The sequence below is a fragment of the Thermus sp. H19.2 genome, assembly GCF_054979525.1.
The window spans coordinates 105529-120307 of the sequence record NZ_JBUFDB010000002.1 but is presented as its reverse complement, the minus strand read 5'-3'; the positions used below and the strand labels follow the sequence as shown (position 1 = coordinate 120307).

The 14779-nt window shown below is 67.6% G+C and carries 15 protein-coding genes and 2 pseudogenes; 14 read left to right on the top strand and 3 right to left on the bottom strand.

What is annotated here, in order from left to right; genetic code table 11:
* Window positions 1–35 precede the first annotated feature (35 nt).
* From ACY5J6_RS12860 to ACY5J6_RS12850, 3 genes and pseudogenes are all read right to left on the bottom strand, one after another.
* Window positions 36–840, bottom strand: a pseudogene (locus ACY5J6_RS12860) (transposase).
* A 252-nt stretch (window positions 841–1092) separates the two neighbouring features.
* Window positions 1093–1467 carry a type II toxin-antitoxin system VapC family toxin gene (locus ACY5J6_RS12855; protein ID WP_462846761.1) on the bottom strand — a complete coding sequence of 125 codons (375 nt, stop codon included), beginning with the start codon at window positions 1465–1467 and terminating at the stop codon, window positions 1093–1095.
* Window positions 1448–1729, bottom strand: coding sequence for a type II toxin-antitoxin system Phd/YefM family antitoxin (locus ACY5J6_RS12850; protein WP_462846760.1), 282 nt, complete (start codon window positions 1727–1729; stop codon window positions 1448–1450). The genes ACY5J6_RS12855 and ACY5J6_RS12850 overlap by 20 nt, the downstream gene beginning before the upstream one ends.
* Window positions 1730–2292: 563 nt before the next feature.
* Between ACY5J6_RS12850 and ACY5J6_RS12845 the strand changes: the two genes are divergently transcribed.
* The 14 genes and pseudogenes from ACY5J6_RS12845 (at window position 2293) to ACY5J6_RS12780 (ending at window position 14756) form a co-directional block, all read left to right on the top strand.
* Window positions 2293–3285: a LacI family DNA-binding transcriptional regulator gene (locus ACY5J6_RS12845; protein WP_462846759.1), complete on the top strand. Its 993-nt coding sequence runs from the start codon at window positions 2293–2295 to the stop codon at window positions 3283–3285.
* 74 nt (window positions 3286–3359) lie between these two features.
* Window positions 3360–4664, top strand: a complete 1305-nt coding sequence (locus ACY5J6_RS12840; protein ID WP_462846758.1) for a sugar ABC transporter substrate-binding protein — start codon at window positions 3360–3362, stop codon at window positions 4662–4664.
* A gap of 38 nt (window positions 4665–4702) precedes the next feature.
* Window positions 4703–5623 carry a carbohydrate ABC transporter permease gene (locus tag ACY5J6_RS12835; RefSeq protein ID WP_462846756.1) on the top strand — a complete coding sequence of 307 codons (921 nt, stop codon included), beginning with the start codon at window positions 4703–4705 and terminating at the stop codon, window positions 5621–5623.
* 105 nt (window positions 5624–5728) lie between these two features.
* Window positions 5729–6484: a carbohydrate ABC transporter permease gene (locus ACY5J6_RS12830; RefSeq protein ID WP_462846775.1), complete on the top strand. Its 756-nt coding sequence runs from the start codon at window positions 5729–5731 to the stop codon at window positions 6482–6484.
* A 24-nt stretch (window positions 6485–6508) separates the two neighbouring features.
* A complete protein-coding gene (locus ACY5J6_RS12825) occupies window positions 6509–7801 on the top strand; it encodes a GH1 family beta-glucosidase (RefSeq protein WP_462846754.1) in 1293 nt (430 codons plus the stop codon).
* Window positions 7802–7932: 131 nt separating this feature from the next.
* A pseudogene (locus ACY5J6_RS12820) lies at window positions 7933–8436 on the top strand (carbohydrate ABC transporter permease); the annotation flags it as partial.
* Window positions 8433–9254 carry a carbohydrate ABC transporter permease gene (locus ACY5J6_RS12815; RefSeq protein WP_462846753.1) on the top strand — a complete coding sequence of 274 codons (822 nt, stop codon included), beginning with the start codon at window positions 8433–8435 and terminating at the stop codon, window positions 9252–9254. The pseudogene ACY5J6_RS12820 and the gene ACY5J6_RS12815, both read left to right, overlap by 4 nt.
* Before the next feature lie 135 nt (window positions 9255–9389).
* Window positions 9390–10526: a DUF5666 domain-containing protein gene (locus tag ACY5J6_RS12810; RefSeq protein WP_462846751.1), complete on the top strand. Its 1137-nt coding sequence runs from the start codon at window positions 9390–9392 to the stop codon at window positions 10524–10526.
* 93 nt (window positions 10527–10619) lie between these two features.
* Entirely contained in the window at window positions 10620–11132 is a 513-nt protein-coding gene (locus tag ACY5J6_RS12805) for a YceI family protein (protein WP_462846750.1), read from the top strand.
* Window positions 11129–11917, top strand: coding sequence for a cytochrome c3 family protein (locus ACY5J6_RS12800; RefSeq protein WP_462846749.1), 789 nt, complete (start codon window positions 11129–11131; stop codon window positions 11915–11917). Before ACY5J6_RS12805 ends, ACY5J6_RS12800 begins: the two co-directional genes overlap by 4 nt.
* Entirely contained in the window at window positions 11914–12333 is a 420-nt protein-coding gene (locus ACY5J6_RS12795; RefSeq protein WP_462846748.1) for a hypothetical protein, read from the top strand. The genes ACY5J6_RS12800 and ACY5J6_RS12795 overlap by 4 nt, the downstream gene beginning before the upstream one ends.
* Window positions 12330–12986 (top strand): response regulator transcription factor, encoded by a 657-nt coding sequence (locus tag ACY5J6_RS12790; protein ID WP_462846747.1) that lies wholly within the window; start codon window positions 12330–12332, stop codon window positions 12984–12986. Before ACY5J6_RS12795 ends, ACY5J6_RS12790 begins: the two co-directional genes overlap by 4 nt.
* Window positions 12983–14197 carry a sensor histidine kinase gene (locus ACY5J6_RS12785; RefSeq protein WP_462846746.1) on the top strand — a complete coding sequence of 405 codons (1215 nt, stop codon included), beginning with the start codon at window positions 12983–12985 and terminating at the stop codon, window positions 14195–14197. The genes ACY5J6_RS12790 and ACY5J6_RS12785 overlap by 4 nt, the downstream gene beginning before the upstream one ends.
* Entirely contained in the window at window positions 14181–14756 is a 576-nt protein-coding gene (locus tag ACY5J6_RS12780; protein ID WP_462846745.1) for a hypothetical protein, read from the top strand. The genes ACY5J6_RS12785 and ACY5J6_RS12780 overlap by 17 nt, the downstream gene beginning before the upstream one ends.
* Window positions 14757–14779: the final 23 nt, after the last annotated feature.

Sequence of the window (14779 nt, the reverse complement as noted above, 5' to 3'; positions counted from 1 at the left end):
GGGCAGCCGTCAAGCCCCTTGACTTCTGACTGGACTTACGCGGCCTCCACCTGCACCGGTAACAGAGGGCTCAAATCCAGGCTCAGCTTACCCGCGATGAGTCTCCGCCGGCATCGGTAGAAACTCAACTTCAGCCGCTCTCGCCGACACCCGAAGAGCCCCCCGCGCTTGAGCGCCCCCACGGCAAAGGTCAGGCCCCTAAGCCTCCCCGTCTTCACCCAACGGGTACCCCCATGCCTCCTGAGCTGGACACCGTCCAGCACACGGTTAGACCTGAGCCTCGTGACGAAGTCACGCCGTAGGCGTAGCTTGTGGCCAGCCGTGGGCATGGAGCCACTCCAGGACCTGCTTCGCCGCGTACCAGGCGTCAAACAGTACTCCTTCCGGCTGAAAACCCTGCTCCTCCGCCCACTCCAGCAGGGCCAGGGCCAGGTCCAGCTTGCTCTCCTCTTCCCCGAAGTGGGGCAGGAAGGCCAGGGGAATCCGCCGCTTCCCGTCCGTCCAGGCCAGGACCACCAGGGAAAGCCCAAACACCCAAGCCCCCGTGGAGGTGTCCCGGGCCTTCTTGGTCAGCGAAGCTATCTTGAGGCCCAGCTTGCCTGAGCGGTAGCGCCGGATGAGGACGTCATCAAGGATGAGGTAGCCCCGGTCCAGGCCACCCATGGCCTTGCAGAGCTCCAGGGAGAGCTCAAAAAACAGGGCCAAGGGCTGACCCAGGGCCCGGTAGAGGGTGTCGTGGGCGAAGTCTTGGCCCTCGGCCATGGCCAAGGCGGAGGTATTGATGGGGCTTTGGGCTAAAGCTCCAAGATACGGGCTTCGCCCGTGACCTAGAGCGCGCAAGAGGGGCTGTGCAAGATGTTCCCCTAGCGGGGAAGCGGCTTCATCGGGCCTCCCTAGTTACCGGCTGCTTTCCCGTAGGGAAACATCTTGAGGCCCATTTTATCGGGACTCTTCAGCACCGCGTAAGTCCAGTCAAGTAGAAAAAGTTCTTGGGAAGGCAACGGCCCGATCCTTCCCCCCGGGCGGACTCCCTCTCCGAAAGTCGGCCTCCAGAAGAGAACGCACCGGAAGCCGAGGGATCCCCCAGCCCCCTCACACCACCCACACGTGCTTCCCGTAACGGGCCAGCAGGGGCTCGGCGGTGAGCAAACGCAAGTCCTCCACCGCGGCTTGGGCGACCAGGAGGCGGTCAAAGGGGTCCCGGTGGTGCCAGGGAAGCGCCCGCACGGCCATGGCGTGGACCGGCGTTACGGGAAGGTGCGTGAACCCTTCTTCCTCCACGGTTTCCACGAAGCCTTCCGGCATCTCCAGCTTCCCGAGGGAGGCCTTGAGGGCAAGCTCCCAGGTGGTGGCCGCGCTCACGTAGACCATATCCGCCCGCACGATAAACCTTCGGGCTTTCCGGGAGAGCCTGGGATCGTCTGCCAGCCACCAGAGGAGAATGTGGCTATCCAGAAGAAGGTTCAACCGGCCCCTCCTCCATGAGCTTTGCGACCTCCACGTTTACCCGGTCAAAATCCGGGGCCATCCGGACTTTACCCTTCCAGACCCCGGGGGTCCGCTTCGGGCGGGACGGGGCCTCGGCGGGAACCAGCTTGGCCACGACCCGGCCGTAGCGCTTGATGAGGATGACCTCCCCCTCCTCCACCCTCCGGATCAGCTGGGAGAGCCGGGCCTTGGCCTCGGCCAGGTTGAAGGCCTTTGCGGCGGCTTCGGGTGCCTTGGGCATGGGAGCCTCCCAGTTCAAGGATAATCGTTTGGACCTGAGTTGGTCAACTTTTTATTGGGCTTGCCCCGCAGGCCTCACGTCCCGGGCTAGGGGAAGCGGGTGAGCTGCTCCCTCTTGGGGGGCCTCCCCAAACGGCGCCCCCTTACCCTCGCCAAAAGCCGTCGTGAAAGCTCCCCACGGCCAACTACGCGGCCCTGGCCAGCCGCTTCAGGTCAGGATCTGGCGATGCCCTTGCGGGCTGACCCTCCCCTTGACCTGCAAGGTAGGGGCTTCGCCCGTGGCCACAGACTGGCTGGCAAGGTAGCCCTTACGGGCTGACCCATCACCTGCTCTACGGAGAGCCACCCTCCGGGCATACCACCCTTTACAACAGCCTCTTGTGGTGCGGTCCTTCTGGAGATGTCAGGCCGGGTTGCTCCTACCGGGGAGGAAAGCTGGCGGAGGCCGCCTCTGGGTCTTCCCGTTCCTCCCCAGGGTTGGGTGGGGGTTGGCCCGCGCTGGTTCATGGGTAAAGCACCCCCACTTGCAAGCGCTTTCATCCCGTGCTACACTGCCAGCCAAAGATGTCCGAAGGACGTCCCACCATCAGCGAAGTGGCCCGTCGCGCGGGCGTTTCCCCAGCCACGGTCTCCCGTGTCCTCAACGGAACCGCCCGAGTCTCCCAAGAGAAGGTGCGGGCGGTGCTCCAGGCGGTGGAGGAGCTGGGCTACGCCCCGAGCCCCCTGGCCCAGGGCCTGGCCACGGGGCGTTCCTACGCCGTGGGCATCCTGATCTCCGACTTCGCAAGCCCCTTCTTCGGCCCCATCCTCGAGGCCCTCACCCTGGAGCTAGAGGCCACTCCCTACCGCCCCATCGCTGTGCCCGGCCACTGGAGCCTGGTGAGGGAGCTTGAAGCCCTGGAGTTTCTGAAGGCCCACCGGGTGGAAGCCCTGGTCCTCCTCGGCACCGCTTTGGACGGGGAGGCCTTGGGGAACCTGGGCATCCCCATCCTCGCCTTCGGCCAGCGGATTGAGGGGCCGAAGACCTGGTCGCTATGCTTGGACAACCAGAAGGCGGCCTACCAGGCTACCCGCTACCTCATTGACCGGGGGCACACCCGCATCGTCCACATCTCCAGCCACCGCGGGGGGATGGATGTGCGGGACAGGCTTCTCGGCTACCGCAAGGCCATGCGGGAGGCCGGCCTCGAGGCCCGGGTGGTCTACGGCGACCTGGAGGAGGAGGGCGGCTACCGCGCGGCGGCGGAGGCCGTCCACCGCTACCCCGACACCACCGCCTTCTTCGCCGCCAACGACCAGACGGCCTTCGGCGCCCGGCTTTACCTGTACGAGCAAGGGCTTCGCGTGCCGGAGGACGTCTCCCTCGTGGGGTTTGACGACGTCACCCCGAGCGCCTACCAGATCCCTCCCCTCACCACCGTGCGCCAGCCCATCCAAGCCATCGGCATCGCCCTGGGCCGCGCGCTCCGGGCGGTCCTCGAGGGGGAAGTCCCCACCCTGCCCCACCTGGAGCTGACGTTGGTGGAAAGGGCCTCGGTAAGGGAGGTGGGAGCCTGAAGGAGACGGCGGCCCTTAGGCCTTAGGTCCCTGGCCCACCCCGAAAGGAGGTGGGGGTTGAAAGGAGGTAGCTAATGCTTAAGAAAGCGCTTTCAACACTTTTCGTCCTCGCTTCCCTCGCCTTTGCCCAGAGGACCCTCGAGGTTTGGATCATGCCCAACAGCGCCCAGCCCGCCGAGGACTTCAAGGCCCTGGTGGCCCCCTTTGAGAAGGCCCACGGCGTGGAGGTGAAGGTCACCGTCCTGGACTGGGGCGTGGCCTGGACCAAGATCACCACCGCCGCCACGAGCGGCGTGGGGCCGGACCTCACCCAGCTCGGCACCACCTGGGTGGGGGCGATCAGCGCCATGGGCGTCCTGGAGCCGGTGGACGACGTGCTGGAAGCCCTGGGCGGGGAGAAGGCCTACCTTCCCGCCGTCTGGCGTACCACCCGCCTGGAGGGCGCCCGCCAGGCCACCGCTGTGCCCTGGTTCTCGGAGCTTCGGGCCTTCTACTACCGCACCGACGCCCTCAGGGCCGCAGGGGTCAACCCGGCGGAGATGTTCGCCAGCTGGCAGGGCTTTGAGGGCGGTCTGGCCAAGCTCAAGGCCTCGAGCTTCCGCGACCCCGAGACCAAGGTTCCCCTCGCCCCCCTCTGCACCCCCGGTAAGAACACCTGGGACGTGCTCCACAACGCCGCTCCCTGGGTCTGGGGCGCGGGCGGGGAAATCGTCCGCCAGGCGGGCGGGCGCTGGCAAAGCGCCCTCAACAGCCCGGAGAGCCTGGAAGGGCTTTACTTCTTCCTCTCCCTGGCCCAGAAGGGCTACGTCCCGGCGGAGAGCCTGGAGAAGAACACCGCCCAGATTGAGGCCGACTTCCAGGCCGGGAAGTGCGCCGTCTTCGCCAGCGGCCCCTGGATGATCCAGCGAGCCCAGGTCCCCGAGAGCAAGGGCGGCTTCGCCGAGCGCCCCGCCGCCAAGAACCTGGGGGTGGCGCCGTACCCCGCCGGGCCCAAGGGGCGGTACACCTTCTTCGGGGGCTCCAACCTCGCCCTCTTCAACTTCTCAAAAAACAAGCCCCTGGCCAAGGAGCTCCTCAAGTACCTGGGAAGCCCCGAGGCCCAGGTCCGCTACGCCCAGATGACGGGGATGCTCCCCGGCCTGCGCTCCGCCTGGAGCAATCCCAGCTTCCAGCAGAACCCTCTGCTCCGCACCTTCATCCAGGCCGCCCAGTTCGGCCGCACCTATCCCTCCCTGGCGGGCTGGGGCGGGGTGGAGAACCTGGCGGTGCAGTACATCGGCATGGCCTGGGACCTGGTGGCCCAGGGTAGGCTCAGCCGTGAGGCCCTGAAGGACCTCATGAACAAGGCCTCCGTGGCCATCAACCAGGCCCTGAGGTAAGGCGGAAAGGGGGGCCTCCTCGCCCCCCTCTTTTCCCCATGAGAACCTTTTGGCGCAGATACGGCCTCGCCTACCTCTTCATCGCCCCTGCGCTTTTCGGAATGCTCCTCGTCCACTACGGCCCCATGGTCCAGGGCATCTATATGAGCTTCCTGGACCTCAGGCTCCAGACCCTCAGGCTCTACCTCCAGGCCCCTTTCGTGGGCTTGGAGAACTACCGGGAGATCCTTCTAAACCCCGAGTCCACCTTCCGCGCCGGGTTTCTCTACGCGGTGCGCACCACCCTGCTCTACGCCCTGGCGGTGAACGTCCTAAGCCTTTCGCTGGGCCTCTTGGTAGCTCACCTCCTGAACCGGCCCCTCTTCCTCCGGGGGCTTTGGCGGAGCCTTTTCCTCCTCCCTTGGGTGGTGCCGAGCTACGTGGTGGGGCTCCTTTGGGGGTTCATGTGGCTCAAGGAAGGCGTCGTCAACCACCTGCTCGTAGATGTCCTCGGCCTCCTTTCGGAGAAACCCCACTGGCTCATCGGCCCCCTCACCTTCGTGGCCATCGTGGTGCCCACGGTGTGGCGGAGCTGGCCCTTCGTCATGGTCACCTACCTCGCCGCCTTGCAGACCGTCCCCCAGGAGCTCTACGAGGCGGCCAAGGTGGATGGGGCCACGCCCTGGCAGCGCTTCCGCTTCGTGACCTGGCCCATGCTCCGCCCGGTGACGGCGGTGCTCCTGCTTTACGGGCTTCTGGGCACCCTTTACAGCTTCAACATCGTCTACATGATGTTCGGCCACGGGGCGGGCTACCCCGGGGAGTGGGGGGACCTTCTCATGACCAACCTCTTCCGCAACACCTTCGGCATGTGGAACTTCGGCCTGGGAGCGGCGGCGAGCACCCTTTACATGCTCCTTTCCCTAGGACTCATCCTCTTCTGGTACCGGGTCTTCCGGGAGGACTTGCGCGCGAGGTGAGCCGTGTACGAGGAACGCTGGCTTAGGTGGGGCGCGGGCTTACTCCTGTTTCTCATCCTCGTGTTCCACCTTTTCCCCATCTTCTGGATGGTGAACACCTCCCTCATGACCCAGCTGGAGGCGGCCACGGGAAGCCTCTTCCCCAAGACGCCCCAGTGGGGCAACTACCTGGACATCTGGCGCGTCCTGCCCTTCTTCCACTACTTGAAGAACTCCTTTCTGGTCTGCCTCCTCACCACGGCCCTGGCCTTGATGGTGGCTACCTTCGCCGGATACGCCCTCGCCCGGTTCCGCTTCCCCGGAGCGGAGCTTTTCGGGGGAAGCGTCTTGGTGACCCAGGTGATCCCCGGGATCCTCTTCCTGATCCCCATCTACATCATGTACATCTACGTGCAGAACTGGGTCCGCTCCGCCTTGGGCCTCGAGGTGCGCCTCGTGGGCAGCTACGGGGGGCTCGTCTTCACCTACACCGCCTTCTTCGTCCCCCTGAGCATCTGGATCCTCAGGGGCTTCTTCGCCTCCATTCCCAAGGAGCTGGAGGAGGCGGCCATGGTGGACGGGGCCACGCCCTTCCAGGCGTTTTACCGGGTGATCCTGCCCCTGGCCCTTCCGGGCCTCGCGGCCACGGCCGTCTACATCTTTCTCACCGCCTGGGACGAGCTCCTCTTCGCCCAGGTGCTCACCAACGAGGCCACGGCCACCATTCCCGTGGGCATCCGCAACTTCGTGGGCAACTACCAGAACCGCTACGACCTGGTCATGGCCGCCGCCACGGTGGCCACGCTGCCCGTCCTCGTCCTCTTCTTCTTCGTGCAGCGCCAGCTCATCCAGGGCCTCACCGCCGGGGCGGTGAAGGGCTAGGTGTTGGGAGGAGGAGGAACGCACATGGCCGAAAACGCCGAAAAGTTTCTGTGGGGGGTGGCCACCAGCGCCTACCAGATTGAGGGGGCCACCCAGGAGGACGGCCGGGGGCCCTCCATCTGGGACGCCTTCGCTCGCCGCCCTGGGGCCATCCGGGACGGCAGTTCCGGGGAGCCCGCCTGCGACCACTACCGCCGCTACGAAGAGGACATCGCCCTGATGAAGACGCTCGGGGTGCGGGCCTACCGCTTCTCCGTGGCCTGGCCCCGGATCCTCCCCGAGGGCCGGGGGCGGATCAACCCCAAGGGCCTCGCCTTCTACGACCGCCTGGTGGACCGGCTCCTGGAGGAAGGGATCACGCCCTTTCTCACCCTATACCACTGGGACCTGCCTTTGGCCCTGGAGGACCGGGGAGGCTGGCGGAGCCGGGAGACCGCCTTCGCCCTCGCCGAGTACGCCGAGGCGGTGGCCCGGGCCCTCGCCGACCGGGTGCCCTTCTTCGCCACCCTGAACGAGCCCTGGTGTTCCGCCTTCCTGGGGCACTGGACGGGCGAGCACGCCCCCGGCCTAAGAAACCTGGAAGCGGCCCTCCGCGCCGCCCACCACCTCCTCCTGGGCCACGGCCTCGCCGTGGAGGCCTTGAGGGCCGCGGGGGCGAGGCGGGTGGGGATCGTCCTCAACTTCGCCCCGGCCTACGGCGAGGACCCCGAGGCGGTGGATGTGGCCGACCGCTACCACAACCGCTTCTTCCTGGACCCCATCCTGGGCAAGGGGTATCCCGAAAGCCCCTTCCAGGAAGCCCCTCCCATCCCCGTCCTCTCCCGTGACCTGGAGCTCATCACGAGGCCCCTGGACTTCCTGGGGGTGAACTACTACGCCCCGGTCCGCGTGGCCCGGGGGACGGGGCCCCTGCCCGTGCGGTACCTCCCCCCGGAGGGGCCGGTCACGGCCATGGGGTGGGAGGTGTACCCTGAAGGGCTCTATGAGCTCCTAAAACGCCTTAGCCAGGAGGTGCCCTGGCCCCTTTACGTCACGGAAAACGGAGCGGCTTACCCCGACCTGTGGACGGGAGAGGCCATGGTGGAGGACCCCGAGCGGGTGGCCTACCTCGAGGCCCACGTGGAGGCCGCCCTCCGGGCCCGGGAAGAAGGGGTGGACCTCAGGGGCTACTTCGTCTGGAGCCTCATGGACAACTTTGAGTGGGCCTTCGGCTACACCCGGCGCTTCGGCCTCTACTACGTGGACTTCCCCAGCCAAAGGCGCATCCCGAAGCGGAGCGCTCTCTGGTACCGGGAAAAGGTTCGGGCTTTTCCCTGAGGATGCCTCCGATGGGTGGTGCGGTTCCGCTTGGGCTGTTTTAGACCGGGGGCTTGTCCTGTTGGGTGACCGCATGGTGGGGACCCCCTCTTTAGGCAGGGGTTCTCAGGGCAGGCACCGCTGGCTGTTCTTCCCCCCACTTCGGCCTGGTGAACGAGCTCCTGGGCCTTCTGGGGATCCCGCCCCAGCCCTTTCTCCAAAGCCCGAGGCAAGCCCTCCCCACGGTGACCTGGGTGGTGGTCTGGCAGAACCTGGGCTTCCAGGTGGTCCTCTTCCTGGCGGGGCTGGAGAGCATCCCCCGGCAGTACTACGAGGCGGCCCGAATAGACGGAGCCGAGGGCTGGCGGCTCTTCCGGCACATCACCTGGCCCCTCCTCAACCCCGTCCTGGTGTTTTCCGCGGTCATCGCCACCATCGGCTACCTCCAGCTTTTCACCCAGGTGGTCAACCTCAACTTCACCGACCAGGGGGGGCCCTTGAACAGCACCTTGACCCTGGCCCTCTACATCGACCAGCTGGCCTTTCTCCGCTTCCAGCTGGGGTACGCGGCGGCGGTCACCGTGGTGCTTTTCGCCCTCATTCTCCTCATTACCCTCCTTCAGCTGCGGATCCTCACGCGGAGGGTAGAGGTATGAGAGGAAAGAGGCGCCTCGGCGACCTCCTGGTCCTGGTCCTGCTGGCCCTGGGAAGCGGGGTCATGGTCCTCCCCTTCCTCTGGATGGTCCTCACCTCCCTCAAACCCTTCCCCGAACTCTTCTCCCTCCGCTTCCTTCCCCAGGAACCCACCTTGGAAAACTATCGGCAGGTTCTCTGGGGAACGGGCTTCCCCCGCTGGTTCCTGAACAGCCTTTTGGTGGCCACGGTGACCACGGTCTCCGTGCTCTTCTTCGACAGCCTCGCCGGCTACACCCTGGCCAGGCTCCGCTTCTTTGGCAAAAACCTGGTTTTTGTACTCATCCTCTCCACCCTCATGGTGCCCACGGAGATGCTGGTTATCCCCTGGTACGTGATGAGTGCGGAGCGGGGCTGGACCGACACCTACTGGGGCCTCCTCTTCCCCGGCCTCATGAGCGCCTTCGGGGTCTTCCTCCTGCGCCAGTTCTTCGAGACCCTACCCCAGGACCTCTTCGACGCCGCCCAGATAGACGGGCTCTCCGAGCTCGGCGTCTTCTGGCGGGTGGGCCTCCCCTTGGTGCGCCCCGCCCTGGGCGCCCTGGGCATCTTCACCTTCCTGGGCAACTGGAACGCCTTCCTCTGGCCCCTCATCGTGGTGCAAACCCCGGAGATGCGCACCCTACCCGTGGGGATCGCCCTCTTCTCCGGTGAGGCGGGCACGGCCTGGAACCTGATCATGGCCGCCTCGAGCCTGGCGGTCCTCCCTGTCCTCCTGGTCTTTTTCTTCTTCCAACGCCAGATCGTGGAGGGCGTGGTCCTCACCGGGCTGAAGGGGTGAAGGGAAGTGGCCCTGGCCCGGCCATTCGGCAGGAAGCTGGGATGGAGGGCATTTACCTTTTGTTTACGCCCGAGGCCTATCCTCGGTTCCGGAGGTGAGGCCGTGGTAAGAAGGCTTTGGGTTCTCTGGGGATTGGTGGGCGCTTTGGTGGCCTGCCAGCAAGGGGGTGGGCCTCAGGCGGGTCCGACCCAGGTTTTCGTGGGGGTCCTGGGAGGTAGCCCCGGAAGGCCGACGCTGGCGGGCCTCCCCCTGGACGTGAGCACCGCCTCGGTCACCAAGGAGGGAGAGCCCTACGGGGATGAGCTGCTGCCCGGGCAGGTGGTCCAGGTGGCGGGGAGGGTGGAGGGCTCCCGCCTCAAGGCCGAGTCCGTGGACCTCAAGGCGGAGTTGAAGGGCCCCATAGAAAGCCTTGACCCACAGGCCGGCACCCTGGTGGTCCTGGGCCAGCAGGTGGCCACCGACGCCAACACCTACATCTACCAAAAGGGCCCCGGGGGGCGCCAGACCCTCCTCCTTTCGGACCTGAGGGTGGGCGACTGGGTGGAAGTCCACGGCACGCCCACGCCCACGGGGGTTCTGGCCACCTACATAGAGCGCTACCCCGCCCCCACGGAGCAACCGTCGGTGGAGCTTAAGGGCCGGGCACAAAACCTGGACCCCCGAGGCAATACCTTCCTGCTCAACGGCTACACCGTGGACTACAGCCAGGCCAGGGTCCAGGGCACCCCGGCGGAGGGCGCCTGGGTGGAGGTGAAGGGTTATCTGGAAGGGAGCCTGATCCGTGCCTCCAAGGTGGAGTTTTCCTCCGGAGCCTACGGCGGCTCGGGGAGGATGGAACTCGAGGGGCCGCTGTCCAGCCTGGACCCCACCGCCCGGACCTTCGCCCTCTTGGGCTTCACGGTGGACTACTCCGGCGCGGAGGTCAAGGGGACGCTCACGGAAGGGGCCTTTGTGGAGGTCAAGGGCTGGGCGGACGCCAACGACCCCACCCTCTTCCACGCCGAGAAGGTGAAGGTGAAGTACCCCAAGACCGGCGTTCCCTCGGGAGAGGTGAAGGGTCGGATCGCCGCCCTAGACCCCCAGGGGCGCGCCTTCACCGTGGGCTCTTGGGGCTTCTACGTGGACGGGTCCACGGTGCTCAAGCGGGACGACCCGGACGGCCCCCTAGCCTTTGAGGAGCTCCGGGTGGGCGACCGGGTGGAGGTCAAGTACGAGGCGGTCCAGGACGCAAACGGCAACTACCACGCCCTCAAGGTGGAAGTGAAAGACTAGCCGGGAGGCTTCGTTCCGGAGGGGAGTCTTCCCCTCCGGAGCGTTTACGGCGGGTTTACGCCGGGAAGCTAGCCTCGAGGGCAGGAGGTGCGCATGCGAGCGCTTGCGGCGTGGTTCTTTCTCCTCGGCGCGGCCTGGGCCGCGGGCTACGCGGTGAGCGGGGAGGTGGCCTACCAGGCCCGGGCCCCTTTGGGCGCCTTCGGCGGGGTGAACCGCACCTTGAAGGGGCAGGTGGAGTTTGACCCCGGCTCGAGGCGCCTCCAGGGGCGGGTCTGCGTGGACCTTTCCACCTGGGACTCCAAGGAGCCCCTGCGGGACCGGCACACCCGGGAGATGTTGGAGGTGGAGCGCTTCCCCGAGGCCTGCCTCCTCCTGAAGGGCTACGACGAGACCACGGGGCAGGTCCTGGGGGTCTTGGACCTTCACGGGGTGCGCCGCGAGGTGGCGGTGCCGGTGCGGTACCGCCTCGAGGGGGGGAGGCTGGTCTTTTCCGCGGAGTTCGCCCTTTCCCTCTCGGACTACGGCCTCAGGGCTCCGAGCTTCATGGGCATGCGGGTCCAGGACCGGGTGGTGGTGAAGGTGGAGGGCCAGGGGGTGGTCCGGTGAGGGGGGCGGTCTTCCTCTGCCTCTTGGCCGTGGCCCTGGCCTCCGGGGGGGAGCGCTACCTCTTCGTCCGCTACGACCCGGAAAAGGGCCAGGCCTCCCTCTCCGACGGGACCCCCCTGCCCCCGGGCTTAAACGTGGTCCCGGGGCAGTACGTGGAGGTGAAAGGAGGTCGCCTTAAGCCCAAAAAGCAGTGGCAGCCTCCCCAGGACCTGGTAAAGACCTTCCTGCCCCAGGGGGCCTCTCGGGTGGTCTTCAGCCACGAGCGCCACTTCGCCGCCTTGGGGGCCAAGGGGACCACCTGCCAGACCTGCCACGAGAGCCTGGACCGGGGGCAGACCTGGCGTAGCCTGGCCCCAAGCCCGGCCCTGGAGCCCCACGGCGCCAAGTCCCTTGGCCGCTTCTGCGCCACCTGCCACGACGGGCGGACCCGGGCCTCCGCCATCCCCGGGGCCACCCCCCCCGTGGAGGCCGTGCTCTTCCCCGCCTTCGGCCGGAAGGGGGACCCGGCCTGCGCCCAGTGCCACGCCCCCAAGGACCACGGCCAGGACTTCACCTCCTTCCACGGGGAGGCGGCGGAGCACGGGGGAGGCCAGCGCTGCGCCGCCTGCCACCGGGGGGCGGACCGCATGGCCCCCGCGGAGATCGCCCTGGCGCGCGCCTTCCAGCAGGCCCAGCTGGCCCTTATCCGCAATCCCGAGGACGAAAAGGCCTTCAACCAGGTCCTGCCCAACAACTTCTGCGCCTACTGCCACGGCCTGGACCTGAAGGCCTGGGAGGAAAGATGAGGGCGTGGGTGCGCAAAGGCCTACCCGAGCTGGTGGCCCTCTTTAGCGCCGGGGGGCTTTTCCTCACGGGGGTGGAGCTTCTCCTCATGGGTCACACGGAGGGCGTCCAGCTCCTCGCGCCCCTCACGGCCTTGGTCGGGACCCTCCTGGGGTTTCTCGGCCTGGTCCTGAGGGGGTGGGGCCTAGCCCTCGCCCTGGCCCTTTTGGCCCCGGCGGGGGTTTTCGGGTTGCTCCAGCACGTGGAGGAGGGCCTCGAGGCCCGGCCCCCCGCGGTCTACCGCTGGGCGGACGCGGAAGAGGAGTGGGGGAAGTGGGGGGAAGGGGAAGCGGAAAAAGCCCCGCCTCCCCTGGCCCCCCTCTCCCTCTCCGGTCTCACCCTCCTGGGGGCCCTGGGCCTCTACGCTAGGGAAGGATGAGGGTCTTGGTCGTGGAGGACGAGCCCGGGCTTCTGGAGCCCATCCTGGCCTACCTGCGCCGGGAGCGGTTCGAGGCCCTGGGGGCCAGGAGCCTGGCGGAGGCCTACCGCCTCCTGGAAGAGGCCGAGCCGGCGGTCATGGTGGTGGACGTGCGGCTCCCCGAGGGAGAGGACGCGGGCTTCCGCTTCGCCGAGGAGGTGCGCGGGGCGGGGTACGAGGGCGGGATCCTCTTCCTCACCGCCCGGGACGCCCTGGAGGACCGGATCGCCGGCCTGGATCTCGGTGGGGACGACTACCTGGTGAAGCCCTTTCACCTGGAAGAGCTCCTCGCCCGGGTGCGGGCCCTGGCCCGCCGGGGGGCCTCCTTCAAGGGAAAGGTTCTGGAGCGGGGTCCTTTGCGGGTGGACTTCTCCCGCCGCCGGGTCCATTGGGGGGACCGGGAGGTGGCCCTTTCCCCCAAGGAGTTCGCCCTACTGGAGGTCCTTTCCCTCCACCCCGACAAGGCCTTTGCCAAGGAAGAGCTTCTGGAGCGGGTCTTCCCCGGGGCGGAAACCGAGGCCATCCTCCGGGTCTACGTGCAGCGCCTGCGGCAGAAGGTCGCCCCCTGGGTGGTGGAGCGGGTCCCCGGGGGGTACCGGCTGGGGAGCCCATGAGCCTGCGGCGGCGCCTGGCCCTGGCCTTCCTCCTGCTGGCGGCTTCCTTGGGCAGCCTCGAGGCCGTCTTGGGGTACTGGTCCTTCCGCAACCTGGTGGAGCGGGACATCCAGGGGGACCTGGTGGAGGTGACGGAAAGGGCGAAGCGCTCCTTGGCGCTCACGCCTTCGGGCCCGCGCCTGGCCCAGGGGGAGATCTTCGGGGTCCACTACGTCTTCGGCTTCCGCCTCCTGGAGGGCGGGGAGGCGGTGCTGGAGGGCGGGTTCCAGCCCCGGGAAGGGGAGGCGTGGCGCACGGTCACCACCCCGTGGCAGGGGTACACCCTGGAGGTCAGCCTGCGGGTGGAGGAGTACCGGAGGGCCCTCGCCGCCTACCTGCAGGCCGCCCTCCTCCCCCTCGCGCCCCTGGTGGGGCTCGCGGGCCTTCTGGGGCTTTACCTGGCCGCCCGGCTCACCCGTCCTCTCGCCCTCCTGGGCCAAGCCCTGGACCACCTCTCCCGCCTCCGCTTCCCTAAGCCCCTTCCCGAGCCCCCGGAGCCGGAACTCGCCCGGCCGGTGCGGGCCTTCAACCGGGTGGTGCGCGCGGTGCAGATGGCCCTGGAGCGGGAGCGGGCCTTCACCCGCCACGCCTCCCACGAGCTCCGCACCCCCCTCTCCGTCCTCCAGGCCCAGGTGGAGGCCTTGAAGGGCGGGTACCTCCCGCCGGAAAAGGCCTTGCCCGAGATGGAGCGGGCCCTTTCCCGGGTGCGGGCGACCTTGGCAGGGCTCCTGGACCTGGCCCGGCTGCAGGAGGACCTCAACCCCCTGGAGCTCGGCGACTTCCTGCGGGCCCGGCTTCCCCAGGGGGTGGTGGCGAAGCTGCCCCGGGAACGGGTCTGGGTCCTAGCTCACGAGGGCCTGCTGGAGCGGGCGCTGGAAAACCTTTTGGAAAACGCCCGGGTTCACGGGGGGCCCCCGGTGGAGGTGGGCCTCGAGGCCGGGGAAAAGGAGGTGCGGCTTTGGGTCCGGGACCACGGGCCCGGGGTGCCCGACCCTCTCCTTTCCCGGCTTGGGGAGCCCTTTCTCCCCCAGGCCAAGGGGACGGGCCTCGGGCTGGCCTTGGTCCGCCTGGTGGCCGCTTGGCTTGGGGGGAGAGTGGCTTGGGAGAACGCTGCACCGGGCCTGAGGGCGGTCCTGACCCTGCCGAGGTGGCGCGATGTGGACGCGGCGTAGGCTCCTCGCCCTAATCCTGCTTTCCTCCCTGGCGAAGGGAGGCGAAGACGAGGCAAAGCGCGGGAAGAAAAAGGAGGAGGAAAAGGAAGAGAAAAAGGGCAAGAAAAAAGAAGACGAGGAGAAAGAGGGGCGGTTCCCTCCCCTTTACGGACCCGTGGAGGGCGTGATGGAGGAAGGCCTCTGGGTGGCCGGTCAGTGGGTTCGCCCCGAAGGAGAGCTGTGGGCCTTCATGGCCCCGGGGATGGTGGTGGCGGTGGCAGGGAGGCGCGTCCAGGTGGTGGAGCCCCGCACCTGGGCGTACTTCCAGGGACCCGGCCCCTGGGTGGGGGCGTCTTCGGACTGGGTCCGGGTGTGGTGGGCGGAAGGCCGGCTTTGGAAGAGGCTCAAGGGGGTGCCGGGAGAGGCCCTGCTGGTGGCCCGTTTCTTTGGGGGACGCTGGGAGAGCGTGCCCAGCCTCTTCAGGCTTCCCCCGGCGCCCCGGGAAGGGTGGTGGCGCCTGCGCCATGAGGGAGAGGGGTGGAAGCTTATGGCCCCCCTTTCCCCGACCGGAGAGGCATGAAGAGGTGGCCCACGGCCCCTCCC

Excerpts from the sequence above, each read along its gene's own strand:
- ACY5J6_RS12780 (WP_462846745.1), top strand. The coding sequence starts at position 14,181 with ATGTGGACGCGGCGTAGGCTCCTCGCCCTAATCCTGCTTTCCTCCCTG.
- ACY5J6_RS12785 (WP_462846746.1), top strand. The coding sequence starts at position 12,983 with ATGAGCCTGCGGCGGCGCCTGGCCCTGGCCTTCCTCCTGCTGGCGGCT.
- ACY5J6_RS12840 (WP_462846758.1), top strand. The coding sequence starts at position 3,360 with ATGCTTAAGAAAGCGCTTTCAACACTTTTCGTCCTCGCTTCCCTCGCC.
- ACY5J6_RS12830 (WP_462846775.1), top strand. The coding sequence starts at position 5,729 with ATGACCCAGCTGGAGGCGGCCACGGGAAGCCTCTTCCCCAAGACGCCC.
- ACY5J6_RS12795 (WP_462846748.1), top strand. The coding sequence starts at position 11,914 with ATGAGGGCGTGGGTGCGCAAAGGCCTACCCGAGCTGGTGGCCCTCTTT.
- ACY5J6_RS12825 (WP_462846754.1), top strand. The coding sequence starts at position 6,509 with ATGGCCGAAAACGCCGAAAAGTTTCTGTGGGGGGTGGCCACCAGCGCC.
- ACY5J6_RS12815 (WP_462846753.1), top strand. The coding sequence starts at position 8,433 with ATGAGAGGAAAGAGGCGCCTCGGCGACCTCCTGGTCCTGGTCCTGCTG.
- ACY5J6_RS12790 (WP_462846747.1), top strand. The coding sequence starts at position 12,330 with ATGAGGGTCTTGGTCGTGGAGGACGAGCCCGGGCTTCTGGAGCCCATC.
- ACY5J6_RS12805 (WP_462846750.1), top strand. The coding sequence starts at position 10,620 with ATGCGAGCGCTTGCGGCGTGGTTCTTTCTCCTCGGCGCGGCCTGGGCC.
- ACY5J6_RS12835 (WP_462846756.1), top strand. The coding sequence starts at position 4,703 with ATGAGAACCTTTTGGCGCAGATACGGCCTCGCCTACCTCTTCATCGCC.
- ACY5J6_RS12850 (WP_462846760.1), bottom strand. The coding sequence starts at position 1,729 with ATGCCCAAGGCACCCGAAGCCGCCGCAAAGGCCTTCAACCTGGCCGAG.
- ACY5J6_RS12845 (WP_462846759.1), top strand. The coding sequence starts at position 2,293 with ATGTCCGAAGGACGTCCCACCATCAGCGAAGTGGCCCGTCGCGCGGGC.